This window comes from Nocardia vinacea, assembly GCF_035920345.1.
GTDB classification, from domain to species: Bacteria; Actinomycetota; Actinomycetes; order Mycobacteriales; family Mycobacteriaceae; genus Nocardia; species Nocardia vinacea_A.
Window position 1 is genome coordinate 7,347,426 of the sequence record NZ_CP109149.1, and the last position, 24,114, is coordinate 7,371,539.

A 24,114-nucleotide genomic window follows, 5' to 3' on the forward strand; every position below is an offset into this window, starting at 1 on the left:
CCAACTCCGCAAACGCGGCATCGGCAGTGCTTACCCACCCCGCCGGCTCCGCCGGCTGCCGTCCCCACCGCCGACGCCGCGTTCGGCGTTTGTGGTCGGTGGCTGCCTCTAGAGTCGTGCTGTGCTCGAGGCAACCAAGATCCCGACCGAGTTCGGCACCTTCGACGCCCTGACCAGCGGCGAACCCGGTGGCCGGGAAGTCATGCTGTTGCACGGCTTTCCGGAGTCCGCCATCGCATGGGAGTTCCAGCTCACCGCTCTCGGTGGCGGCGGCTGCCATGTGGTCGCCCTTGACCAGCGCGGTTATTCGCCCGGCGCGCGCCCCAACAAGGTCGCCGACTATCGCGTTGAGGAGCTGGTCGGCGATGTCATCGCCATCGCCGACCAATTGGGTTGGCAGCGGTTCGATCTCGTCGGCCACGACATCGGCGCCCACGTCGGGTGGACGGTAGCAGCCGAGCACCCAGCGCGAATCCGCACTCTGACCGCCGTATCGCAGCCGCACCCCACCGCCTTCCTGCAGGCCATGGCCGAGGACGAAGATCAGGCCCAGCGAGCCCAACACTTCACCTACTTCCGCCAGCCCCGCACCCCTGAGCGCGCCCTACTCGCCGATGACGCCGCCGCCCTCCGCAAGATCTTCGACTGGAAGATTCCCGAAGAGCGCATCGACGACTACATTCACCGCCTCACCCGCCCCGACGCCCTCACCGCGGCCCTGAACTGGTACCGAGCGTTCCCGCTCGCCGGTCCGACCGCCCCGATCACCGTCCCGACCCTCTACGTCTGGGGCTCCGAAGACCCCACCATCGGCTCCACTGCCGCCCTGGCCACCGCCGAACACGTCACCGCCCCCTACCGCTTCGAAATGCTCGAGGACACCTCGCACTGGATCCCCGAGGAAGCCCCCGAATCCCTCACCCGCCTCCTCATGCAACACCTCCTGGCTCATCGGTCCTGAGTCCGAAAACCGCTGCCTCATCCAGCTCGCCAGCCCTACGGACTGGCGCTTGGGGGCCTTTCGCGGCGGCCGAAGGTGGCAAGGACCTGGTCAGTCCCGCTGGGTGAGTTTGGCGTTGAGTTCGAGCGCTTCGCTGAGTTGGTCTTCGAGGATGATGATGCGACACGCTGCTTCCAGGGGGGTGCCGTTGTCGATGAGTTCGCGGGCGCGTGCGGCGATACGCAGTTGGTAGCGCGAGTAGCGGCGGTGCCCGCCGACAGAGCGTTGCGGGGTGATCAGTTTCGCTTCGTCCAGGCTGCGCAGGAATGCTTGGGTGGTGCCGAGCATTTCCGCGGCCCGGCCCATGGTGTAAGCGGGGTAGTCGTCATCGTCGAATTTCTCGTTCGCGGTTGTGGGTCCAGAAATCGTGAGGCCTCCATACGCCGAAGTGCCCCGGCGCCTGCGGCGCCGGGGCACTGAAAGGGGGAATTACTTCGTCTTCCGACATGTAACCGAAACGTCGGCGATCACCCGAATCGCATATCTTCGCGGGTGACCCGACGGGCAATGCCTCCTTTCTCCTCACAGGGTTACTTCATCTTCCGGTGCAACTTCATCTTCCTGTCCGGCGGGCCGGTGGGACCGTTGTACCTGCTGGTCCCGTAGCCGCGTCCGCCGTCTTACCATCACGGGCAGTTCATCATCTCCCGTGCCGTCTGATATTTCCTTCTCTTCCGACGACACAGAAATTATCGCACTTCGTGTCGAATGTCTACTGTTGTCGCTGTAGATTTTTTTTCGGGTCGCCGAGGGGCCAGGTCATCGCCGATGAGCTGGCCCGATCTTCAAGTCCTCGACGTGGGCCGGCGTGTCGAGTTCGAGATCGGCGAAGGCCAGAAGGGCCCGCAGGCCCCAAACGTCCGCGCCATTTAGGCCAGGCTCGCAGGCGGTCACCGTCGTCGTGGCGAAGCGATCCGACGCATACCGGCAGCCGGGTGGTCAGGTGCGGACGGTGGCGAAGGCGGACCAGAGCAGGGGGGAGTGTTCGATGGCGCGGGTGGTGCGCCAGGCGGTCAGGCAAGATCGTTGCCAGGTGGCGAGGGCGGTTACCGGGTCCGGGTGTTCGTGAGCGGCGTCGATGGCGCAGATGGCGTGTTGGAGGGGACGGGCATCAGGGGGTGCGCCGGCGAGGCGTTGAAAGGCGAAATCGGTGGGGAGCGGCCAGCGGCTGGCGGTCACCAATTCGGCACCGCCGTTGATCATGGCGGCGACCAGGCCGAGGGCCTCACTGAAGCGCATATCGCCGCCGCTTTCGCAGGCGATCAGGGCGACTCGGCTCGGAATCGGCCAGAGTTGTGGTCCGGCAACGGGTTCGGTGGTCAGGGTATGGGTGCCGAGCAGTAGGTCCTTGGCCGAGAGGGGGCGGTGCGCTCGGACGGGGGTGGCGAAGCCGATGGATTCAGCGTCGCAGGCGAGGTGTAGTTCGGAGGCTTCGCTCTGGCCGGATTCGGGGGCTGCCGCGGTCACATGCCCCACATAGGTCAAACGGCTGGCACCGCCGCGTAGCGCTTCGCTCAACCAGCTTCGATCGATATCCGTGCGGCGGAACGCGTCGATCGGATCGTCGACCGCGGGCAGTAGTCGGCCCTGGGACGAATATTCGGCGACCCGTTGGGTGAGTGGGGCTTTGGGGTCCATGCGGCCGAGGACGGAGCCGAGCGCGGAATCGGCGCGAAAGCCCGGGACGCGCGGGTCCAGTACGGCCACCACCGGCAATGCACCCGTCTCGGACCAGGTGCGAGCCGTGCGGTCCGGACCGTGCACGATGCTGGTGGGAGCGAGCAGGCTGATATCGGCGATATCCACCAGGCGCAGTTCCGGGCTGGGCGCGATGATCTCCCACGGGATCTGAGCTACCCGGGGCGAGGGTTGCAGTCGAATATGTGGACGCACACCGCGCACGTGCAGGTCGTACAACTGTGCCGCCAGGCCATAGGGCAGCAAAGCGCGGGAAAGCGACTGCGCAAGAAGATATTCCGCGTCGTATGAGGCGAAAGCGCCAGTGGTCATGGCACGTTCGAGGCCGCCGGGCACCGCCGGATCGGGCAACGCCTGCGCGAACTGCTCGACGGCGTCGGTGATCGCATCCCCGGGCAGCATGCTCGCACCCTGGTCGTATTCGTTGCGCAACCAGCGCCACGACATGTAGAGATCGCCCGCATCCGCCATCCGCACAATGACGGTCGGTTGTTCCGAGATGGTCATGCGGGCAGCACCCGGCTGTCCCGCACCGGATGCCCGTACCGCAGCTCGGCGGCCTCGATATACCCGGCCAACGCGATATGTCCGTCCGGTGCGACGGCCACCCGCGGCGGTGGCACCACCGGCAGTCCGGCGCTCGCCGCGACCGAGGCCAGCGCCGTGCCCAACTGCGGGGCCGACCCACTCTGCGGCCCGGTCCCGACCTGCACTGTGGGTTGCGCCGGCTCAGCTGGTGGATCGAATAGTTCGAGAGGCAGCCGCGGCGGCCCGCCGCCTGCCGATCTGGCGATATCCAATGTCGTACCCGCGCACTGTGTTTCGATGAGGTCCACGATCAGCGGACCATTGCCGGACAGATAGGCGAACCGGAATGCCATCCGCATCGCCGGATCGGCGATCTGGCGGTTCCATTTCTCGCGTTGATTGCCATTGGGCAGGGTGTAGCGCACGGCATCGATGGCCAGCGCCGACGGCACCGCGAGATCGATTGCCCGCCCCAATAGTTCGGCATCCGGCGTTTCGGCCGCCTCGATGACCGACTCCAGCAGTGCCGCATGCCAGAAATCGATTTGGGCACAGTGCAATCCGAGACCGCGCTCGGCATACGCGGCGAAAGCCTCGCCGATGAGGATTTCGCCCTCGTCGTATTGTCCGTTCGAGTACGCCACGGTCGCCAGGCGCACTCGCACATCGGCGGCATCGAGCACCGCACCGGATTCTTGAAAATAGTCGAGGCTGCGGCCATAGAGCTGATGCGCCGCATCGGTATCGCCGCGGCCCTCGGCGAGAAATCCCATGGTCTTCAGCCCGACGCCCGCGCGATATCCGAGTTCGGCGCGCTCGAAGTACTCCTGGCTGGATCGCAGCGGCGGTTCGGCCTCGTCGAACCGATCCAACCTGACGTGCATGACGGCCAGATTCTGTTCCGTCTCCGCGACGGCATTGCGATCACCGGCGGCATCGAAGGCCGTCAGGGCCTGGCCCATGAAGTCGACGGCGAGTTCGCGCCGTCCGGTCTCGAAGTAGATCCCGCCGAGTGTCGAGAGCGGATGTCCGGCCAGGTGCGGTGCGAAACGCACTGCCGCATCCAACGATTCGGTGGCGAGTTCGATGGCGTAGGCCCAGCTCTGGCGATGGAATGCCACCGCGGTCAGCGATAGCAGACAGGCCACGCGCTGCATGCTCTCGTCGTTGTGTGCGGTGAGCAGCGCCCGCGCCTGTTCCAGCGCCTGCTGCGCACCATCGAGATCGCCGACGTGCTGCAATGCCTGGGAGAGGTTGATCAGTGCGGCGGGTCGCTTTTCGATCGCGTCCGCGGGCATCTCCGCGAGCGCCTCGCGGAACCTGACGATCGCCCCGGCATGATCGCCGAGTTCATCGCACATGCTCGCGGCGTTGACCAGCGCGCTCACCCGCAGGCCATCTGTGCTGGTCCGGGCGATTTCCTCGAACAGCCGCCTGGCCTCGGCGACATCGCCACGCTGATAGGCGGCGGCTCCCTCGGCGAGCCGTTCGCGACCGTCATCGGCTGGCATCAGAAGTCCGAATCCGATGCGGCGGCCGCGATTTCGGCAAGAAGGGGTGCATCGAGCGCATCATCCGCGGCAGTAGCCCGACGCAGCCGTGCGGTCGCGAGTTCACGAATCTGTCGCCGGACCTCGGGACCACCCAGCCCGGGTTCGCCGGGCGCACCGATACCGGGCACGTAGACATCCACCGTCGAAACGGAATCCGACGGCGTGGTGGCCGCGCCGGTCCACAGATCGCCGACCAGGTCCAGCTCGGCCTCGGCCGTGCCGACGGGTGTGGTGATGAAGGCGCGCGGGTGCAGGTGTGCCGGTGCGTCCGAGCCCAATTGGGGTGCGGCTACCGCGGTGACGCGCACTGTCGTGGTTCCCGAACTACGCGTCGATTCCCAGGACACCGCCCGCTCGGACGCATCGATGAGTCCCGGCGGGCACCGCCGCCAGTCCCATCCACCGGTGCCCCGCCCGAGCGACAGCGCACCTGTCGGCCGGTCGGCTCCGCTGCCTGCGGCAAGCGCGTAATCGGCTGCGCGAGCGGTGGTTGCGATTACTTCAGTCGGCGCGGGCTCTTCGTCCGGAGTCGGCTCGTCGTCACCGATGAGTAGATCGCATTCCACGCGCAATGCGGTGATCTCCTGGTCGAGCAGTCGTTCGTCGAGCGCGGTGATGCCGTCGATTGAAGAGGCAGGCCACCAGCGCGTGGCCCAGTACGCGAAACCGAGCCGCCAGGCAGTGGCGACCAGATCGGGTATCGCGGGTTCGGCTGGGAATTCGCTCCCGCCGGTGAGTTCGGCATCGCCGCTGTCGAAATCGGCAACGGTGACGGCAATCCGCTCGCCGTATACCGCCCACAACCAGTCCTGGGCAAGTTCGACATCATCGATCACCGCCGCCGGAATCGTCTGTCCGGCAAGAAGACTCCAGGAAAGATGACCGCCGATAACTTCCAATACCATCGCATCGATCGCCGCGGCACCGTCCAACACCGTCGGGGCTCCTTCGGGCGCAATGATCCAGATCCCGTCCCCGGCCGGTTCGATACGCACGGTCCCGCTCATCAGCTCGCCCTCGATTCCGCCGGATCCGACTCGGTGACAAGGGAACTCACACTCAGTGCCTGTTTGATCCGCATGCGATGGTCCAGCATGACCGACCGCGCCACCCCATCGAGCAGATCCCACAGCTCGTCCGGCTCGGAGACGCCGAACTCCCGGACATCGCGTCCGTGTAGGCGAACCCACAGCCGCCGCAGATATGGCCGCCACGGTGTGCGCAGCTCGGTGGCGATGGCCGACAGTGGGCCACTTGGCATTTCGATATCGGTGCGCACCGCGAGCCGCCGCGCCTGCAGGACGTACGCCTCCCGCTGCCAGCGGCTATTGATCACTCGATGCGCCGCCGTTTCGGCCGCTGCCGACTGCGCGCCATGCAATACGATCGGCCGCAACCCGAGCGCGAGCGCGGCTCCGGCAGTCGCCGCGACGCGTAGTGATTCATCCAAAAGTGCCCAGGGCGAACAACTTCGGGCGATCTCCGTGGTTACCAATTCCGGAATGGGCGGCAGTTCGGCCCGTTCACTCGACGCTTGCAGCACGGTGAATACGCGCTCGTAGATGGTGCGATCGAACGGCAGTCCGAGACTGGCCTTCGAGGCCGACGAACCGAGCGCAGGTGGCTGCGGAATCGGCACTGCGGTCAGCCCTAGCCGATGTGCCGTAGGCTCGAAGCTGTTGTCCCATAGTCGGATTCCGCCGTGCGTCCCGGCATGGGTGGCGACGAGCTGATCGAATGTCCGCTGCCCCTCGGCGCTCCGACCGTCACGAGCCGCGGCTGCATCGAGCAGCGCCGCGAACAGCTCGGCGCGCTCTCCGGTTGGACCGCCCACCGGACGTCGTCCCCACGCGATATCGATCAACGAGTCGAGTTCGGCAGTCCGCGCACCCGCGGTGATGTACTCCTTGAGCGCCTGTGTGGTGCGCCCCGCCGCGAATTCGTGGACGTCGTGCAGTGTCGCCTCGGCGGTCGCCCGGTCCCGGGCCGGATCCGGCATACCCGATGTGGTGGCGAGTTCGAAGGCGCGCTGGAAATACAGATCCTGCGGATTGCCCTCGGTGATCCGCAGCGCCCGCCGGACCTGTTTGAGCAGCGAAAACCAGGCCGCCGTCGCGCGCAGCACATCGGCGGCGGCGTGGATTCGGGTGGCGAGCAGAACCGTGCCGTCGGCGGTGAGGATCGGTCCCGCGCACAGCGGATTCTGCACAGGGCGAATGACCAGTGGATCCAGGATGAGCTTCACGGTCCGCCGCAGCGGGCCGCCGTGGGGTCCACTGAGCGGTTCGACGCCCTCGAGTCGGCGCCAAACCTCGTCCAGCACCATCGCGCGCGGCCGTCGCATTCGACCAGGTTAACGGAACTTCCTCCGTTTCAGACTCCGAGAAACCTGGGATCGGTAGGGCGCGTTCGATTCCTACCTTTCTCGTATCGGCCCAACACCGGAGCCGAACGAAGCAAAGGAACAGATCATGAACACCAAGCCGGTCCGCATCTCCGCCGCAGCCCTCGCCGCCTCGGCCGCCGCCTTCGCCCTCTTCGTCACCGGATGCAGTGACGACTCGGGCAACTCGTCGACCACCTCGGCCAAGCCGGGCACCTCGGCCGCCCCGGCGCCGGCGTCGGGCAAGTCGACCGCCTCGGTCGACGGTAAGGCGCTCGACGGCAAGTTCGACACCACCTGCGCCAAGCAGGGCGACACCGTCGCCCTCGCGCTCAGCGACACCAATAACGCCACCTACGGCACCCTGAGCGTGAGCGCCTCCATCACCGGCACCGACAACGTCCAGGCCGTCGCGGTCGCGGGCAGCAAGGGCGGTGCCAACGGCCTGCCCTACGCCCTCGGCTTCGGCAACGGCATGCCCGGCGGTTCGGCCAAGGTCGTCAAGGACGGCAACACCTACAAGGTCACCGGTGAAGGCGTCGGCGCGCCCGACCTCACCAATCCGACCGCAAGCCCGAAGAGCTCGAAATTCGATATCACCTTCGCCTGCTCCACCGTGGTCGGCGGCTGACCCGAACGACCATGACCTGGCACTCGCTCACGCCCCTTGATGCAAAGGGGGCGTGAGCGGGGCAAACCGCTTCATACACAAGGGAAAACCATGAAAAACATCGCCCGCTCGCTCGCCGCCGCCTTCTTCGTCCTCTCGATCGGCTACTACCTCTGGCACGGTTTCACCTACACCAGCTCCGGCCCCTTCGACGACAGCATGCTCGCCTGGGTCGGGCCGCAGATGGCGCTGCCGATCATCGCCCTGACCATCGTCCCGATCGTCTTCGCTTTCACCGGCGAGGGCATGCTGGCGGCCTTCACCGGCAACAACAGCTCGGCCTTCCGTGACGGTCTGGTCGGCATCGGCACCATCAAGTCCTTCCGCCAGACCGGGCTGACCGTCAATGATCAGCCGCAGATCCGTATCGACTTCAGCGTCGAGGGCGTCGACGGCAAGATATTCGACTCGCACGCCAAAATGATCGTTCCGCTCACCGAACTCGCCCTGCTGCAGCCCGGTGTCGTGCTGCCGGTGCGCTATCTGCCCGATCGCACCGACAAGGTCGAGGTCGACCGCTCCGGCGATATGTCGGTGGCCCAGCGCGCCATGAACGAATCCATGATCCGAAAGGGCTTCACCACCAAGGCCAAACTCGATATCGCCGAGCGCGGCATTACCGCTCAGGCCGTCGTGCAATCGCTTGCGGTGCCCGGCGAAATCCGCAACGGGTATTCCAAGATCGAGCTCGGCCTGGTCGTGACCCGGCCCGACGGAACGACCTTCACCACGAGCGTGGACAAGTTTCTGCCGCCCGCCAGCGTGGCCCAGGTGCAGGTCGGTCGGATCATCCAGGTCCACTATCTGCCGGAGCACGAACAAGAGGTCGTGATCGCACTGCAAGTCAATGCGTAGCCCCGGATCAGAATGTTGCTCTCGTTCACCAGGAACGGGAGCAACATTTGTTTGTGCGTCAGAAGACGCGGTGGCTGAAGAAGCTGTGATGGCAGGTGGGGCGTTTGCAGACCGCACCACCGCCCGGGATGAAGCCGACACAGGTGGGGTGGGTACATCTGTTGCAGCCGCCATCGCCGTCTTCACCCATATGTTCGTGGTCGACTAGTACGATCCGGGCCTCCGCCACCGCGCCCGCGAGGATCGAGTCGAGATAGTCCAGCGCCTGTGGGGTGAGCTGGGATTTTCCTTCGGACATAGTCATCGCACTACTCCTGACTCGGTACTCATGTCCTTGTGACCGATCCTCCTCCTGGGAGGGGAGACGCACATGAGTAGCGCGTTACGTGACTCAACCGAAATCCAGGGGGTTCGACCAGGTAAAAGCGGTAGCGCGCGGTCGGTGCCAGGATAGCGGGCGGGTGCGGCCCGAGGGCTTCCCAAATTGAGGGTTACCTAATTGGTCGCACGTTCATCTGACTGTTTCCTGTGGATCGCCTGAGCGGCTTACGGTGCGCCGGTCAGCACTATGTCAGGAGTTCATCGTGAGCGAGCGAAGCGAGCGAACCATCAACACCGGCCACCCGGGTGGCACGACGGTGCCGAGCGCCAGCGAGGTGCGGTTGTGACACCGAAGCCCCTCGCCCTGTTCGTGAAGCACGACGGCGCCTCGTCGCGTTCTTTGGTTACCTGCCAATACAAGTGCGGCAATGCGTGTGCCCACGAGGTTCCGAACACCTCGCCCGGCGAGTACTTCGGCGATATCGTCGCCGCCATGTCGCGGCGGCGACTGTTCCAGGGCAGCGCCGCGGTGGTGCTGGCGGTCGGCGCGGGTGGCTTGCTCGCGGCCTGCGGTGACGATAAGGCCACCGAGGCGGCGAATCCGGGCACGGGCGTCGGTACCGGCTTCGATGCGGTCACGCCTAATAAGGAGGACGCGCTCGTCGTCCCGACCGACTATGAGCAGGGCGTGGTGATCCGCTGGGGCGATCCGGTGCTGCCGGACGCGCCGAAGTTCGACTTCGCCAATCAGACGGCGGCGGCGCAGGCCAAGCAGTTCGGTTTCAACAACGACTTCGCGGCGCTGCTGTCCATCGAGGGCAAACAGCACGAGTACCTGCTCGTGGTCAACCACGAGTACACCACCGAGCCGTTCATGTTCCTCGGCTACAACCCGGATGCGCCGACCCGCGAGCAGTTCGAGATCGCCATTGCCGCGCACGGACTTTCGGTGGTGCAGGTCAATGGCGAAGCGGATTCCGGCAAGCTTTCCCCGGTCCTGGGTCGATACAACCGGCGCATCACCGGAACCACCGAATTCAAGGTCACCGGGCCCGCTGCGGGCAGCGATCTGCTGAAGACCTCCGCCGACCCGTCCGGCGCCCGGGTGCTCGGTACGTTCAACAATTGCTCCGGTGGTGTAACTCCGTGGGGCACTGTGCTTTCCGGTGAAGAGAATTTCAACCAGTACTTCGCCGGCGTGCTGGTCGATCCGGTCGCTCAGCAGCGCGGAAAGCGCTACGGTCTCGGCCATCCAGGAGCCGGTCAGGGTGAGATGCCGCGTCGCTGGGAGACATTCGACAAGCGTTTCGATGTGGCGCAGGAACCGAATGAATCCAACCGCTTCGGATATGTGATCGAGGTGGATCCGTGGGATCCCGCGTCCACCCCGGTGAAGCACACCGCGCTCGGCCGGTTCAAACACGAGTCCGCCAACATCTACGTCACCGACGACGGCACCGTGGTCGCCTATAGCGGCGACGATGAGCGGTTCGAGTACATGTACAAGTTCATCTCGGCCAAGAAGATTCAGTCGGGCAACACCGCCGCCAGTCGCAAAGCGAATATGACCATCCTCGATGAGGGCACGTTGTACGTCGCGAAACTGACCGGCGATCACCCGGAACAGATCGACGGGACCGGAAAGTCGCCGTCGGACAAGGGGTTCACCGGCAAGGGGCAATGGCTTCCGATCCTGCAGACCGGCGCGGATGGTAAGGGCAAGTCGCTGGTCGACGGAATGACCGCCGAAGAGGTCGCGGTGTTCACCCGGCTCGCCGGCGATAAGGTCGGCGCTACCAAGATGGACCGGCCCGAGGATTTCGAACCGAATCCGAAGACCGGCAAGGTGTACGTCGCGCTGACCAACAACAGCAACCGCGGTACCGAGGGCAAACCCGGTGTGGACGAGGCGAATCCGCGCAATCAGAACAAGAACGGTCAGGTGCTCGAGCTCGTCGACGACCACAAGGGCACCGCGTTCACGTGGTCTCTGCTACTGGTGTGCGGCGATCCGAAGACTGCCGACACGTACTTTTCGGGCTTCGACAAGACCAAGGTCAGCCCGATCTCCTGCCCGGACAACCTGGCCTTCGACCCGCACGGCAACCTGTGGATCGCCACCGACGGCAATGCGCTGAAGTCCAACGACGGCCTGTTCTCGGTGGTGCTGGAGGGCGAAAGGCGCGGTGAGACAAAGCAGTTCCTCACCGTTCCGCTCGGAGCGGAAACCTGTGGGCCGGTCGTCACCGAGGAGCGGGTGCTGGTGTGCGTACAGCATCCGGGCGAAGTGGATGGGGCCAACGCCGACAAGCCGGCCTCGCATTGGCCGGACGGCGGCACATCGCAGCCGCGCCCCTCGGTCGTCGCGGTATGGAAGGGTAAGGGCGGCCGCATCGGCGTGTAGCCGAGGAGCAGACGGCGAAACCGCTACTCGAACCTGCAGGGAGTAGCGGTTTCGCCGTTTCTACGTCAGCTGCCACCCAGCAGGCCCTACATATTGGCGTAGCGCGCGAATTCGCCTTGGGCGCCGCTGTATACGTTGACATCGGTGCCGCCCGCGATACCGGGAATGCGGCCGCTGTCGGTGGTCTGCCAGAACGTCCATGTCGGCCAGCCACCCGGTACTTCGGGTTGTTCGTTGCCGCGATAGTCGGCGATCCAGAGCGGATACCTGGTGAATTCATTGGTATTCGCCATGGCCGACTTCCAGAAATTCGGATAGGTGTAGATGATCGGCACCCGTCCGGTCAGGGCCTGCACGGTATTCAGATACCGATGCGTCCAGTCGATCAGTCCGGCCGGACCGAGTCCGCCCGCATTCTCCAGATCGAGCACCGGCGGCAGATCCAGCGGCCCGTTCTGTCCGAGCACGACCGCCGCGTACAGCGCCGCCTGCGGCTCCGGCGGCAGGTTCGGTCGCGCGTAGTGATACGTCCCGCGCGCGACCCCCGCCGCCCGCATCAGAATGCTGTCCGGCACGAAATACGGATTGACGTAACTCACGCCCTCCGTCGCCTTCACCATGGCGAAAGCGTGCCCGGCCCCTCGCACCGCGAACCAGTCGATGAACCGGCCGTCGACGTGCTGCCACGACGACACATCGGGTCCGCTCGGGTCGGCCGCCGCCGTTCCCGTCGAAGTAGCCATCAGGATGCTGCCCACCGTAATCGCGGACAACGCCACGGCGCGAGTCGATCTCCAACGAGTGCTATCCATGCTTTTCGACGATAGCGACAACCATCGCTTGTGACCAGAGTTACATCTGAGGCATTTGCGCAGTGTTCACTTGCCGCCCGCTGGGGCCGCTCACATCACCAGCGGCTCCCATTGCTGCGACCGGGCCGGATGCGTCAGCCGAGCCAGTCCAGGACAGAGGCCGCGGTCCAGGACTGCTGCATGCTGCCGAGGGGTTCGCCGGTGAAGGGTTCGTAGTATTCGGCGAAGCTGCCGTCGCTGGCTTGGCGCAGACCTTCGGCGCGGAGCATGAAGGAGCGTTCGGCCCAGCCACGGCGGGCGAAGACCCAGGAGAACAGCCAGCTCATCACCGGCCAGACCGGGCCGCGCCAGTATTCGCGGGAGCGGAAGTCCTTGGAGACCGGTGAGGTGGACGGCGGCAGGGCATAGCGCAGGTCTGGATGACCGCAGAAGCGCGGGCCCTCGAACAGGCGCAACAGGCTGCGTTCGGTGTCGCGGGGCAGTCCGCCGGACAGTAGTGGGGCGAACATCGAGAGGGTTTCGGTATTGATCCAGCGCTTGAGGCGCACGTCGAAATCCCGGGCCGCACCGGTGCGTGCGTCGGTAGTCGCGACCACGCCCGCGCGGAAGCGTTCCGCCCACGAATACAGTTCGCGGACATCGGCATGGGGCTGCTTGTACTCCTCGCCGATATTGGCGAGAACCTCACACGCCAGCGCGAAGATCGCGGTGACGAAGACATCCTCCACCGCGAAGCTCATCGTCGAGGCGAGCTGGTAGTCGTCGTATCCGGCACGACGCATCTGCTCGACCAGCCACAGATAACGGTCGTATTCGCGATCGCTCGGCCGCTGCGATGTGTCCGAGACCACCAGCAGATCCTCGCGCTGATACGGCGGCAGATCGCCGGGCGTCACATTCGCATAGGCCCGATCCCAGCGCGGCGAATTGTCCATCCCGGATTCCCAGCCGTGATACAGCGTGATCCGGCCGCTTTCCTTGGGGTCGCGGGCATGGGCCAGCCAGCGATGCCAGCGCACCAGATCGGGCCAGCGCCGATTCAGGAATTCCTCGGCCACCGCCCTGGTGCTGCGGCCGTGGCGACGGGAATGGTCGAGGATGCGCTGCACCGCGATGGCGTGCACCGGCGGCTGGGTTATGCCGGAGGTGTCCGGACCATCCGGGGCATTGGCGGCCAGCTTCTTGCACTCCCAGCGGGCCGGGCCGGGGAAGTAACCGTCCACACCATTGGCGAAGACGATGTGCGGGATCATCCCGTTCTTCCACTGCGCCGAAAGCAGGGTGTCCAGTTCGATGACCGCGCGCTCGACACTCAGCGGGGCGAGACCGACCGCGACGAAGGCGGCATCCCAGCTCCACATGTGCGGATACAGCCGGGGCGCGGCACTGGTCATGGTGCCCAGGTCATTGCCCCGTAGCAGGTAGGCGGCGCGAGCCGCGAGCTGTGTTGGGGTGAAGCCTGGGTGTGCCATCCCCCTATTTTGCGATGACACTCGCAAGTACGCCCGCTCAGTGACTCGTGTCTCGTCCTGGTGCGCCCTGGTGGCCAGCTGTTGTGCGCCGGATCTCACTCTGCATGCCCCGTCCGTGAATTCCACTTATTCGCTTTATGCATCCATCGCCGCGCATGCGGGTAGTGCTACTGCCCGTTTCGGTGGCCGATACGGTGACTCCATGACCACCGCCGTGACCAGCACACCGAAGCCGACCGCGCTGATCACCGGCGCCAGCCGCGGGCTCGGCGCCGCGATCGCTCGCGAACTCGCACCGACCCACGATCTGTTGCTCGGCGCCCGCTCGGCCGAGGCGCTGCGCGCGATACTAGGCGAACTGCCCGGCGCCACCGGATGGCCGGTCGAGTTGACCGACTATTCCGCAGTGGCGGAAGCGGTTTCGCCGATTAAGCACCTGGATGTGTTGGTACACAACGCCGGTATCGCGGACCTGGGTTCGATCGCCGAATCCTCGGTGCAGCAGTGGCGAAATACCTTGGAAGCCAACGTGATTGCCGTCGTCGAGTTGACTCGGCTGCTGCTGCCCGCGTTGCGCGCGGCCAACGGTCATGTGGTGCTGATCAATTCGGGTGCCGGATTGCGGGCGAATGCGGGGTGGGCGTCTTACGCGGCAAGCAAGTTCGGTTTGCGGGCCTTCGGTGACGCGCTGCGGTTGGAGGAGCCGACGCTGCGGGTGACCTCGATCCATCCCGGCCGCATCGATACCGATATGCAGCGGGAGATCATCGCGGGTGAGGGTCGCGAGTATCGCGCGGAGGAATTCCTGAGGCCGGAGACGGTTGCGGGGACCGTGCGTTCGGCCATCGACACACCGCGTGACGGCCATCCGACCGAGATCGTGCTGCGGCCGTTCTGACCTGCCTCGACTGCGATGGACGCTATCCCGAGTACGAGTCGAGCCGGTGGACCAGGCCGCCGCGACGGCGGCCGCCGAACTCCTGAAACAGGCGGGACTGCACGGCGACAAGTACGCCATAGATGCGACTGTCGCCGAAATGGCGCTGCGTCAGCCTGGTCCGGTCGCCATGGTGACATCCGATATTGATGATATGCGGCGGCTGTGTAGTAGCCGGGTCCGGATGATCGCGGTATAGGGCGCCGGGAGTCATCGCGGCGGTGCGGCAGCAGAACGCCGTCTCCCGCCGCGCTGACAGTGGTGTGCCGCGCACGGATTTGCCCGCCGGACACGAAATAACCGGACAAATGCGTGCGCGGCGCCCGAATCCGTAACGCGGGATGGGCGCGCGGTCAGGCGACGATATTGATGAGCCGCCCAGGCACCACGATCAGCTTGCGCGGCGCATTCTCGCCGAGCAGTGCCGCGATCTTCTCATCGGCCAGCGCGGTCGCCTCGATGGTCGCGTTATCGGCGTCGGCTGGCACCTGAATTCGGCTGCGCACCTTGCCGTTCACCTGAATCGGATACTCCACCGACTCCTCGACCAGCAGCGCCGGATCCGCCACCGGGAACGGGCCGTGGGCCAGGGATTCCTTGTGCCCCAACCGTTCCCACAGTTCCTCGGCGATATGCGGTGCCATCGGCGCGAGCATCAGCACCACCGGCTCCACCACCTCGCGCGGTGCGCCCGCAGGGTAGCTCTTGGTCAGATGGTTGGTCAGCTCGATCAGCTTGGCGCCCGCGGTGTTATCGCGCAGCGCGGCGTAATCCTCGTCTACACCCGCGATCGTCTTGTGCAGCAGGCGCAGCGTCTCCTCCGACGGCGCGGCATCGGTGACCCGGACCGCGCCGGACTCCTCGTCGACGACCAGGCGCCACACCCGCTGCAGGAACCGGTGCGCACCGACGACATCCTTGGTCGCCCACGGCCGCGAGGTATCCAGCGGACCCATCGACATCTCGTACAGACGGAAGGTATCGGCGCCGTACATATCGCACATCTCGTCCGGCGAGATGGCGTTCTTCAGCGACTTTCCGATCTTGCCGTACTCCTGGAACGCCTCGATCTCGATGCCGGTGGTCGGATCGGGGAAGTAGTGCTTGCCGTCGCGCTCGATGATCTCGGCGGCGGGCAGATACGCACCGCGCGCGTCGGTGTAGGCGTGCGCCTGGATGTAGCCCTGGTTGAACAGGCGGCGGTACGGTTCGTAACCGCTCACATCACCAAGATCGAACAGCACCTTCTGCCAGAACCGTGCGTACAGCAGATGCAGCACCGCATGTTCGACACCGCCGACGTACAGATCGACGCCGCCCGGATCGTTCTGGCCGTGCTCCGCGGTACGCGGGCCCAGCCAATACTGCTCGTTCTCCTTGGCGCAGAACGCATCCGCGTTCGTCGGGTCCGCATAGCGCAGCTGGTACCAGGAGCTGCCCGCCCAGTTCGGCATGACATTGGTATCGCGGCGGTACTGCTTGGGGCCGTCGCCCAGATCCAGTTCGACATTCACCCAGTCGGTGGCCTTGGCCAGCGGCGGCGAAGGTTCGGAGTCGGCGTCGTTCGGATCGAAGGTGACCGGTGCGAAATCGTCCAGCTCCGGAAGTTCGACCGGCAGCATGGATTCCGGCAGTGCGTGCGGTGCACCGTCCTCGTCGTAGACGATCGGGAACGGCTCACCCCAGTAGCGCTGGCGGGCGAACAGCCAGTCGCGCAGCTTGTACTGAACGGTGCCCGTGCCGTGGCCGTCGGCCTCCAGCCGCGCGATCACAGTGGCCTTGGCCTCCTCGACCGCCAGCCCGTTCAGGTAATCGGAGTTCACCAGCGCGCCGTCACCGGAGTAGGCCGCGGCCGAAATGTCCCCGCCGGAAATGACTTCCACGATCGGGAGGCCGAATACCGAGGCGAATTCCCAGTCGCGCTGATCGTGTCCCGGCACCGCCATGATCGCGCCGGTGCCGTAACCCGCCAGCACGTAGTCGGCGATGAAGATCGGCACCTGCGCGCCGTTCACCGGGTTCGTCGCATAGGAACCCAGGAAGACGCCGGACTTCTCCTTGTTCTCCTGCCGCTCCAGATCCGATTTGGCCGCAATCGCCTTGCGGTATCCGGCAACGGCTTCCCGAGGGTCACCGGCGTCCTCGAAAGTCCAGCGCGGATCGACGCCCGCGGGCCAGGCCTCCGCGGTCAGCCTGTCGACCAGCTCGTGCTCGGGCGCCAGCACCACGTAAGTGGAACCGAACAGGGTGTCCGGCCGCGTCGTGAAGACCTCGATTTGCTGACCATCGGCGTCGAATTTCACCTGCGCGCCACGGGATCGCCCGATCCAGTTGCGCTGCATGGCCTTTACGTTCTCCGGCCAGTCCAGGCGGTCCAGATCGTCGACCAGCCGGTCGGAGTAGGCGGTGATGCGCATCATCCACTGCCACAGCCGCTTCCGGAATACCGGGAAGTTGCCGCGCTCACTGCGGCCGTCGGCGGTAACCTCTTCGTTGGACAGCACCGTGCCCAGACCGGGACACCAGTTGACCACCGAATCCGTTTGGTACACCAGACGATACGAGTCCAGCACCTCGGCGCGTTCGGCCGCGGTCAGATCATTCCAGGCGCGGCCGTCGGGCGTGGGCCGGGCACCCGAATCGAACTGTGCCTGCAGTTCCGCGATCGGGCGGGCGCGGTCCAGATCCTTGTCGTACCAAGCGTTGTAAATGCGCAGGAAGATCCACTGCGTCCACTTGTAGTACTCCGGATCGGTGGTCGCGAACGAACGCCGACGGTCGTGGCCCAGGCCGAGCCGGTCCAGCTGACGCTGCATGGTGGCGATATTCGACTCGGTGGTCTGGCGCGGATGCGCACCGGTCTGCACCGCGTACTGCTCGGCGGGCAGGCCGAATGCGTCATAGCCCAGCGCGTGCAGCACATTGCGGCCGTGCATCCGGTGATAGCGCGCGAAGACGTCGGTGGCGATGTAGCCCAGCGGATGCCCGACATGCAGACCCGCGCCCGATGGGTACGGAAACATGTCCTGGACGAACAGCTTGTCCGTCGGCGTCGCACCCGCGAGCGGGCCTACCGGGTTCGGCGCGTGGAAGGTCCCGCGCTCGTCCCAGGTCCGCTGCCATCGGCGCTCGATGCGGCCGGCGAGGCCAGCGCTGTACCTGTGCTCCGGTACATCGCTTTCGGTTGCACGAGTGTCCGCCACGGTCCTGCCTTCTTGTTCTCGCCGATCCCCGTCATAGATGTGTCTATCAGGGTAGAACGTCCGGGCTTATACACCGAAAATCGGGCCGGGCTGGATCCGGCGTGGCGGCGGTGCGCTAGCCTTCTCGGGTGTTCGTCGTCGCTCTCACCCTGTTCGTGCTGGCCATGGTCGCCATCGCAACCGGTGTGCTCGGACTGACCGGCCGGCTGCCACGCAACCGCTTCGTCGGGGTGCACACCGAGGCGGCACTGCACGACGAGGAAACCTTCCGCATCGCCAACCGCGTCGCCGCCCCCACCTCGGTGGCCGCAGGCGCACTGCTTTTCGCGGGCAGCCTCGTCGCCCTCGCCGCAGGTGGTTTTCCGGCGCTGATCGTTGCGGTGGTCACAGCGACGGTCGCGCTGTTCACCCTCGGCGCGGGCGCGAATGCCGCAGCTCGTGCGGTCGAGGAGTTGGTTCCCGCCCAACAGATCGGTGGCTGCGGTTCCTCCTGCGGTGCGTGCTCGTTGCGCGATACCTGCGCCCCGACGAACTGACGCGCGGTCGCGACCGGACCCCATCGCGACGTCGTGCGCGTTGCTATTCGCTCCATTTCCGGAGGTGCTCGGCGATCTCCGGCACGTCCATGTCCCCGACTGCGACGGCGACCATGATCGGCTCCTGTTCGTCCGGAAGCGCGGCCAGTATCACGCCGTTACGTTCGAGCATGAGCGCCGCGGCGAGGAACGCGGTGCGTTTGTTGCCGTCGATCAGGGCACGCCTGCGAGCAAGCGAATGCAGCAATGCGGCGGCCTTTTCGAACAATTCCGGATACGGATCGACGCCGAACACCCTGGTGGACGGACGCGCTGCGGCGTAGGCGAGTAACCCGCAATCCCGGATCGCGTCGGTCCCGCGGTTCACGGCCCGCGCGATCAAAAGAAGTTCGTGGACCGTCAGGTATCGGATCACGCGAGCCGTTCGAGCAATTCGGCGTGCCGTTGCATGCTGCGCACCAGCATCGCCTCGAACACCTCCTCGTTCGCGGTGAGATGCAGCTGGATCGCTTCCTTCGAGATCTCTTGCTTGGAGCGGCCGGTGCGCGCGGCTTCCATGGTCAGCATGCGGTCGTCGTCATCATCGAGTCGCAAAGTCATCGCCATAACCTTCCTGATACCTGTCAGATACCACGGCTTGGGGCGGCAGCGCGGCCGAAACCGCATGGGGCCCGCGAATGCCGCTGCTACGTCGGGAAGCGGCTATCGGTCGGCGCACGCAGGCGGGTCGACGTGATGTGACAGCGGGCTGCCGACCGGGTTCAGGTACAGCACGAACAGGGTCACCGGGGTCGTCCCGAGATTGCGTGCCACATGTGGATAGTTCGGGCCGCTGGGTTCCCGGAAGGTTCGGCCGCGCCGGTAGGTGACCGGGGCACAGTCGCCACCGGGGTGGTCGAGGGTGCCGCGGGCGACCAGCACGAACAGCGTGCCGTCGTGGTAGTGCCAGCCGCTTGTCCCCCCAGGTTCGATCACAGTCTGCCGAACGATGACCTCCCGCCGCCCCAACATGAACCGAAACAGCACCCGACTCGCTGTCCCGCGTGCTGGCGCCGCATTCACCTGCCACCTCCGCCACCTCACCACCACCCCATGGAACCACCGCGCGATCAAGATCAGGTGGAACCCATGGCGGCATCGCCCGAGAAGCCCCCGCCACCATTGCCACCTGATCTTGATCCGCTGGCGCCGACTGCGTCCGCCGCATCCGACGGCGCTGACTGCGTCGCTGGTGCTGACCGCATCCGCGAGCACGGGCCGCCCCGGGGCCAGGGCGACCCGGGGCGGTCTGGTTAGCGCAGTGATTCCAGCGCCTTCAGCACCGCGTGGTCTGCCTCGGTGTCCCCGACTGCGACGCGCGCGCTGCCGTCGGGATACACCTTGGCCGCGATGCCGGCCCGGCGTAGCGCCGTTGCTATGCCCGGGCCCGGGAGGTAGAGGAAGTTGGCGTAGCTGCGCGGCACGGCGATGTGTCGGTGCAGCAGCGCACTGCGCAGGGTCTCGCGGGCGGTGGTGATGCGCAGGATGCGCGCGGCCAATTCGGGTTCGGCGGCGTACGACGCGGCGACCGCGGCCACCGCCGCTGAACCCACCCCGAACGGCAGCTGCAGCCTGTGTACGCGGCTGATCAACTCGCTGCGGCCGAAGGTGTAGCCGATGCGCAGACCGGCCAGTCCGTAGGCCTTCGAAAAGGTGCGCAGGACCAGCAGATTCGGATGTCGATTGAGCAGCTCCAGAGTGTCGACCCGATCGGCGGGACCGAGGAATTCGGCATACGCCTCGTCCAGGATGACCGGCACCCGGCACGGCACCGAGCACAAGAACGACTTCAGCTCACCGGCCGAGATCACGGTGCCGGTCGGATTGTGCGGACGGCAGACCACCACCAAACCGGTCTGCTTGTCGATGGCCTTCGTCATCGCCCAGAGATCCTGATTGCCCGCGGCATCCAGGGGCACCGGAACGACCTCGAGATCGGCCATCTCCGCCATGATCGGATAACCATCGAAAGTTGGTGCACCGTATACGATTCCGTCACCCGGCTTGGTCAATGCCTGGATGATTTGCATGGCCACCCCGGTCGCGCCGGAACCGACGACGACCTGATCCGAATGCACCCCGACGTGCCCCGCGATCAACCTCGGCAGCCGACGCGGAAGGAACTCCGGATAGCGATTGGCTTGCGCCAGTACGCTGTTCACCGCGATAAGTACCGAAGGCAGTGGGGGGAACGGATTTTCGCTCAGGCTGAGATCGAACCGAGCCTGCGTCCGCTGACTTCGGTGCTGTTGCGAGGGCCGAGATTCATCGGCCACCCGCATGCTCATCTGGCCGCACCCCAGCGTACCGCCGCGGCACCGGCGAAATCACCGGCGTGCGCGAATGCCGACAACAGCACCACCGAGCCGTTGCGCAGCCGACCGGCCCGATTCTCGGTATCGAGGGTGACCGGAATGCCTGCGGCGAACAGATTTCCGCACTGCTCGAAGGTGTCCGGATGCCGCTCCGGCGGCAGTTCCAGCGCATCGTGCCAGTTGCGCAGGAACAGTCGGTTCGGCTGATTGGTGACGAACGTGTCGATATCGCGGCCCTTCACCCCGATCCGATCGCACACCGCCAATGCCACCTCCGGCACCAGCCGATTGCCGCGTGCGAACACCTTGGTGATCTTCGATTCGGTGAAACTGACGCAGCCCTGCCCCTCGCCAGGCTCCCAGTATTTGCGCTCGCCATTCGTCGAGAACTCCATATCCCCGGCGAATTCGGGATAGGTGCGGCATTCGATATCCAGGATCGGCGCGGAATCGTCCTTGACCAGCAGTCCGACACCGCAGGCGTCGCCGGGCACCGGTGCCTGGGCGAGTTTGCGGATTTCGGTCTGGGTGAACACCGGGCCCGCGCAGTTCTGGCTGGCCGCGATGAGCGCGGTGCGGGCGTCGGTGGTCTGCAGGATCATCCTGGCCATCGCCATCATGTGCACGAAGGCCGCGCAGCCGCCGTTGTGCACGTCGTAGACGAAGCGGGGCTTCATCCCGAGGCGGCGGGCTGTCTCGGGTCCACAGCCCATCACCGGATTGTCCGGCAGCTGGGTATGCGTGATCAGCACATCGATATCCGAGATCGCCTGTGCACCATGGCGTTCGATCAGCGGTGCGACGGCGCGCTCGACCATATCCACCGCGGTCTCGTCCCTGGCCACATGGTGGCGCGCCTTGGGCGAGCGGAACATGACGTTCTTGGCCATCCGATCGGATCGGCTGTACTGCGTGAAGTATTCGGTGCCGACCGGCTCACCCGGCAGATAGCTCGCCACGTCGACAAGGCTGACCGTCGGCAGTCCTGGGGCGCCCGGGTTGGCGGGGGCTTCGGAGTTCGAGTTCATGGTGCGGCCTCACTTCATCCAGTCGGGCTTGATCGGAAGACCGTTTGCCGCTCGGTATTCGCAGATCGCCTTGAGGTTGTCCATCTCGAGCTGGTGCCCGGCGGAGAACATCTCCCAGAAGTCGCCCACCCATACCGGCCGCTTCTCGGGAGCCGTTTCGGGATAGGGATTCTCGTCATAGAACGGGTGACGGCAGTTGACCCACAGCACCACCGAACCCGGCTTGTTGAACACCACCTGGGCATCGATCACCCGCAGCAGGTAGATCATCCACAGGTGCTGGCTCTGATCCCAGGCGCAGTGGTAGTCGACGGTCATGCCCTCGCGGTGCGCGACAGTGCGGGTGAAGATCTTGGTCCCCGGGCCGAGCCGGTCCCAGGCCAGCCACAGACCCGGTTCCTCGGTCTCGACGAAGCCGCGCAGGCTATAGGTCCACTCCTCCAGGCTGCGGGTATCGGCCAGGTATTCCCACACCTCATCCGGCGGCGCGGCGATATACGCCTGCACCGGACAGTATTCGCCGAAGATCTGGTCGTGCGGATACACCGACCGCAGCATGTCCATGATGATCGGAGTGGTTGCGTCCTTATCTGAGTTCTCGATCCGCAGCACGCCGGGGATTACGTCTTCCGGAATGTCGCTGAGGGCGGGGAGGGCGCTTGTTGTCACGGCTTCTTCTCCAATGTCGCGAGAAACGGGATGAAGGGTGGAACTTCGTCGGGGTCGACGTCGATCGAGATGAACGCTGGCCCTTCGGATTCGACGCATCGCCCCAGTGCGATGGCCAGGTCTGCGGTAGTACGGACGGAGTAGGCAGACAGTTCAGGGAACATGGCATCGATGCCCGCTCCCAGGTGCGTGGGCCGAAATCGGTTGAAGCTGTAGCGATCTTGGTAATAGAGCTGTTCGCGAGTGACACACATGGCGTGCGCGTTGTTGTTGAGCACGATGAAGATGATCGGCAGCTGATGTTCGATCGCGGTGTGCAATTCCATGCCGTGCATGTAGAACGCGCCGTCACCTGCGACGACGACGGTGTGTCTCGTTCCGGACGGCCCACGATGGCGTGCGAATGCGGAACCTATTGCGGCGCCGAACGCATAGCCCATCCCGCCCATTCCGAGCGCGACCACGAATCGGCCGCCGCGCGGCACCCTCAAATGGTGCACCACCGCGGCCCCGGTATTGCCCGCATCCGCGAAAACGTCTGTGCCCTCGGGCAATAATGCCTCGATCGTCTCGACCAATTCGCGGTAGCGCAGACCGGGACCGGTCGACTCGGGCACCCGCAAGGGTGTCAGAGCATGCGGAGGATACGGATGACTCTCTTCGATGCCGTCGGTGAATTCATCCGTGAGTTCGGCCAGATCCCGCGCGAGATCCGTGCTGGTGGCGTGGATCGCGGACAGATACGGCGCAGCGACACCGATATGCGCGACGGTGCGGTCGGCCAACAGCTCGTCCAACCCGGTGCGCGCGGTAATCGGCATCGGTGTGCCGATGATCAGGCACAGGGTCGCCGAGCGCAGTGCCGCCGACAACTCCGGATGTCCCATACTCCCGGCGACACCGCAGAACGCCGGGTCGGCATTGTCGTAGGTGTCCTTCGCATCCGGGGCGACCCCCACCGACGCATCCAATGCGCGTGCCAGGCGAGCGAGTTCGGTGCGGGCGTCGTCGCGCGCGATTTGGTCGCCCGCGATGATCACGATCTTGCCGACCTTGCGTGCCGCGGTCAGCGCGCCGCGCACCCGAGCCAGGCCGCTTTCATCGCGCCGATGCGTCGGCGGTGTCGGCCGGAACGGCGGGGTATCGCCGATATCGCTCTGCTGTACATCCTTGGGCAGCAGTAGGACCGCGGGGCCGCCACGCCGGGCGGCGTCGACTGCCCTGGACAACTTGTCGGGCAGGTCGGCGGCGGTCTCCACTCGTGCGCAGTACTGGGTGATCTCGCCGAACATCCGGGCCGCGTCGATGGTGCCGGCGAGCCCGCTGGAGTCCTGGAATGCGCCGTTGCCCTCCAGAGCGGTCGGCGGCTGCCCGACCAATGCCAACACCGGCACCCGGGACGCGAACGATTCGGCAAGTCCGGCAACGAGATTCATCGCGCCGCCGCCGGAGGTGGCGGCGACGACGCCGAGTCGGCCGGTCGAGCGGGCATAGCCGTCGGCCATGGTCGCCGCCGAAAACTCGTGCTTGGCAACGATTCCCGCGACGTCGTAGGGCGCATCGAATAGCGCGTCGTATAGATCCTCGATATTCGCGCCGTCGACACCGAAGATGTGCCGCACCCCCAGGGTTGAAACCGCTCGAACCAGATAATCTACGACCCTGCTCGGCATCGGCCCTCCTCTCGCAGT

Annotated in this window: 23 protein-coding genes and 1 pseudogene; 8 read left to right on the forward strand and 16 right to left on the reverse strand. The window is 65.6% G+C overall.

Going from position 1 to position 24,114, the window contains the following annotated elements:
* The first annotated feature begins 121 nt into the window (after positions 1 to 121).
* Positions 122 to 961, forward strand: coding sequence for an alpha/beta hydrolase (locus OIE68_RS33520; RefSeq protein ID WP_327094973.1), 840 nt, complete (start codon positions 122 to 124; stop codon positions 959 to 961).
* A 90-nt stretch (positions 962 to 1,051) separates the two neighbouring features.
* On the opposite strand, the gene OIE68_RS33525 is transcribed toward OIE68_RS33520, so the two are convergent.
* Positions 1,052 to 1,306 (reverse strand): MerR family transcriptional regulator, encoded by a 255-nt coding sequence (locus OIE68_RS33525; protein WP_327094974.1) that lies wholly within the window; start codon positions 1,304 to 1,306, stop codon positions 1,052 to 1,054.
* Positions 1,307 to 1,786: 480 nt separating this feature from the next.
* Between OIE68_RS33525 and OIE68_RS47230 the strand changes: the two are divergent.
* A pseudogene (locus tag OIE68_RS47230) lies at positions 1,787 to 1,873 on the forward strand (cold shock domain-containing protein); the annotation flags it as partial.
* 66 nt (positions 1,874 to 1,939) lie between these two features.
* On the opposite strand, the gene OIE68_RS33530 reads toward OIE68_RS47230, so the two are convergent.
* Genes OIE68_RS33530 through OIE68_RS33545 form a run of 4 tightly spaced genes read right to left on the reverse strand, consistent with a single transcriptional unit; the run spans position 1,940 to position 7,105 of the window.
* Positions 1,940 to 3,205 carry a CHAT domain-containing protein gene (locus tag OIE68_RS33530; RefSeq protein WP_327094975.1) on the reverse strand — a complete coding sequence of 422 codons (1,266 nt, stop codon included), beginning with the start codon at positions 3,203 to 3,205 and terminating at the stop codon, positions 1,940 to 1,942.
* Positions 3,202 to 4,737, reverse strand: coding sequence for a tetratricopeptide repeat protein (locus tag OIE68_RS33535; protein WP_327094976.1), 1,536 nt, complete (start codon positions 4,735 to 4,737; stop codon positions 3,202 to 3,204). Before OIE68_RS33535 ends, OIE68_RS33530 begins: the two co-directional genes overlap by 4 nt.
* Positions 4,737 to 5,786, reverse strand: coding sequence for a hypothetical protein (locus tag OIE68_RS33540; RefSeq protein WP_327094977.1), 1,050 nt, complete (start codon positions 5,784 to 5,786; stop codon positions 4,737 to 4,739). The genes OIE68_RS33535 and OIE68_RS33540 overlap by 1 nt, the downstream gene beginning before the upstream one ends.
* Positions 5,786 to 7,105, reverse strand: a complete 1,320-nt coding sequence (locus tag OIE68_RS33545) for a hypothetical protein (RefSeq protein WP_327101911.1) — start codon at positions 7,103 to 7,105, stop codon at positions 5,786 to 5,788. The genes OIE68_RS33540 and OIE68_RS33545 overlap by 1 nt, the downstream gene beginning before the upstream one ends.
* 145 nt (positions 7,106 to 7,250) lie before the next feature.
* Between OIE68_RS33545 and OIE68_RS33550 the strand changes: the two genes are divergently transcribed.
* Together OIE68_RS33550 and OIE68_RS33555 are read left to right on the forward strand one after the other, a co-directional pair.
* Complete coding sequence (locus OIE68_RS33550) at positions 7,251 to 7,793, forward strand: lipoprotein LpqH (RefSeq protein ID WP_327094978.1); 543 nt, start codon at positions 7,251 to 7,253, stop codon at positions 7,791 to 7,793.
* A gap of 90 nt (positions 7,794 to 7,883) precedes the next feature.
* Entirely contained in the window at positions 7,884 to 8,687 is an 804-nt protein-coding gene (locus tag OIE68_RS33555; RefSeq protein ID WP_327094979.1) for a hypothetical protein, read from the forward strand.
* A gap of 58 nt (positions 8,688 to 8,745) precedes the next feature.
* On the opposite strand, the gene OIE68_RS33560 is transcribed toward OIE68_RS33555, so the two are convergent.
* Positions 8,746 to 8,991 carry a hypothetical protein gene (locus OIE68_RS33560; RefSeq protein ID WP_327094980.1) on the reverse strand — a complete coding sequence of 82 codons (246 nt, stop codon included), beginning with the start codon at positions 8,989 to 8,991 and terminating at the stop codon, positions 8,746 to 8,748.
* A gap of 360 nt (positions 8,992 to 9,351) precedes the next feature.
* Between OIE68_RS33560 and OIE68_RS33565 the strand changes: the two genes are divergently transcribed.
* Positions 9,352 to 11,412 (forward strand): PhoX family phosphatase, encoded by a 2,061-nt coding sequence (locus tag OIE68_RS33565; protein WP_327094981.1) that lies wholly within the window; start codon positions 9,352 to 9,354, stop codon positions 11,410 to 11,412.
* Between the two features lie 86 nt (positions 11,413 to 11,498).
* Here the strand turns inward: OIE68_RS33565 and OIE68_RS33570 are convergent, their stop codons facing one another.
* Complete coding sequence (locus OIE68_RS33570; RefSeq protein ID WP_327094982.1) at positions 11,499 to 12,155, reverse strand: glycoside hydrolase family 25 protein; 657 nt, start codon at positions 12,153 to 12,155, stop codon at positions 11,499 to 11,501.
* Positions 12,156 to 12,358: 203 nt separating this feature from the next.
* Positions 12,359 to 13,696, reverse strand: a complete 1,338-nt coding sequence (gene ggh, locus OIE68_RS33575; RefSeq protein WP_327094983.1) for a glucosylglycerate hydrolase — start codon at positions 13,694 to 13,696, stop codon at positions 12,359 to 12,361.
* Positions 13,697 to 13,898: 202 nt separating this feature from the next.
* On the opposite strand from ggh, the gene OIE68_RS33580 reads away from it, so the two are divergent.
* Positions 13,899 to 14,594 carry an SDR family oxidoreductase gene (locus OIE68_RS33580; protein WP_327094984.1) on the forward strand — a complete coding sequence of 232 codons (696 nt, stop codon included), beginning with the start codon at positions 13,899 to 13,901 and terminating at the stop codon, positions 14,592 to 14,594.
* A 46-nt stretch (positions 14,595 to 14,640) separates the two neighbouring features.
* Positions 14,641 to 14,832 carry a hypothetical protein gene (locus tag OIE68_RS33585; RefSeq protein ID WP_327094985.1) on the forward strand — a complete coding sequence of 64 codons (192 nt, stop codon included), beginning with the start codon at positions 14,641 to 14,643 and terminating at the stop codon, positions 14,830 to 14,832.
* A gap of 154 nt (positions 14,833 to 14,986) precedes the next feature.
* Here the strand turns inward: OIE68_RS33585 and leuS are convergent, their stop codons facing one another.
* On the reverse strand, positions 14,987 to 17,836 hold the full coding sequence (leuS, locus tag OIE68_RS33590) for a leucine--tRNA ligase (protein WP_327094986.1): 2,850 nt from the start codon (positions 17,834 to 17,836) through the stop codon (positions 14,987 to 14,989).
* 128 nt (positions 17,837 to 17,964) lie between these two features.
* Here leuS and OIE68_RS33595 point away from each other — a divergent pair, with 128 nt between their 5' ends.
* Entirely contained in the window at positions 17,965 to 18,372 is a 408-nt protein-coding gene (locus tag OIE68_RS33595) for an SdpI family protein (RefSeq protein ID WP_327094987.1), read from the forward strand.
* Positions 18,373 to 18,415: 43 nt separating this feature from the next.
* Here OIE68_RS33595 and OIE68_RS33600 read toward each other — a convergent pair whose 3' ends face one another.
* The 7 genes from OIE68_RS33600 to OIE68_RS33630 all read right to left on the reverse strand — a co-directional run bounded on the left by OIE68_RS33600 (position 18,416) and on the right by OIE68_RS33630 (position 24,096).
* Positions 18,416 to 18,787 carry a type II toxin-antitoxin system death-on-curing family toxin gene (locus tag OIE68_RS33600; RefSeq protein WP_327094988.1) on the reverse strand — a complete coding sequence of 124 codons (372 nt, stop codon included), beginning with the start codon at positions 18,785 to 18,787 and terminating at the stop codon, positions 18,416 to 18,418.
* Positions 18,784 to 18,972, reverse strand: coding sequence for a CopG family transcriptional regulator (locus OIE68_RS33605; RefSeq protein ID WP_327094989.1), 189 nt, complete (start codon positions 18,970 to 18,972; stop codon positions 18,784 to 18,786). Before OIE68_RS33605 ends, OIE68_RS33600 begins: the two co-directional genes overlap by 4 nt.
* Before the next feature lie 102 nt (positions 18,973 to 19,074).
* Entirely contained in the window at positions 19,075 to 19,347 is a 273-nt protein-coding gene (locus tag OIE68_RS33610; protein WP_327094990.1) for a cupin domain-containing protein, read from the reverse strand.
* Positions 19,348 to 19,664: 317 nt separating this feature from the next.
* A complete protein-coding gene (locus tag OIE68_RS33615; RefSeq protein WP_327094991.1) occupies positions 19,665 to 20,699 on the reverse strand; it encodes an aminotransferase class I/II-fold pyridoxal phosphate-dependent enzyme in 1,035 nt (344 codons plus the stop codon).
* Positions 20,696 to 21,754 (reverse strand): 3-oxoacyl-ACP synthase III family protein, encoded by a 1,059-nt coding sequence (locus OIE68_RS33620; RefSeq protein WP_327094992.1) that lies wholly within the window; start codon positions 21,752 to 21,754, stop codon positions 20,696 to 20,698. The genes OIE68_RS33615 and OIE68_RS33620 overlap by 4 nt, the downstream gene beginning before the upstream one ends.
* Positions 21,755 to 21,763: 9 nt before the next feature.
* A complete protein-coding gene (locus OIE68_RS33625; protein WP_327094993.1) occupies positions 21,764 to 22,423 on the reverse strand; it encodes an SRPBCC family protein in 660 nt (219 codons plus the stop codon).
* The gene (locus tag OIE68_RS33630) at positions 22,420 to 24,096 is read right to left on the reverse strand and encodes a thiamine pyrophosphate-binding protein (RefSeq protein ID WP_327094994.1); all 1,677 of its coding nucleotides are present in this window, start codon (positions 24,094 to 24,096) and stop codon (positions 22,420 to 22,422) included. The genes OIE68_RS33625 and OIE68_RS33630 overlap by 4 nt, the downstream gene beginning before the upstream one ends.
* Between the last annotated feature and the right edge of the window lie 18 nt (positions 24,097 to 24,114).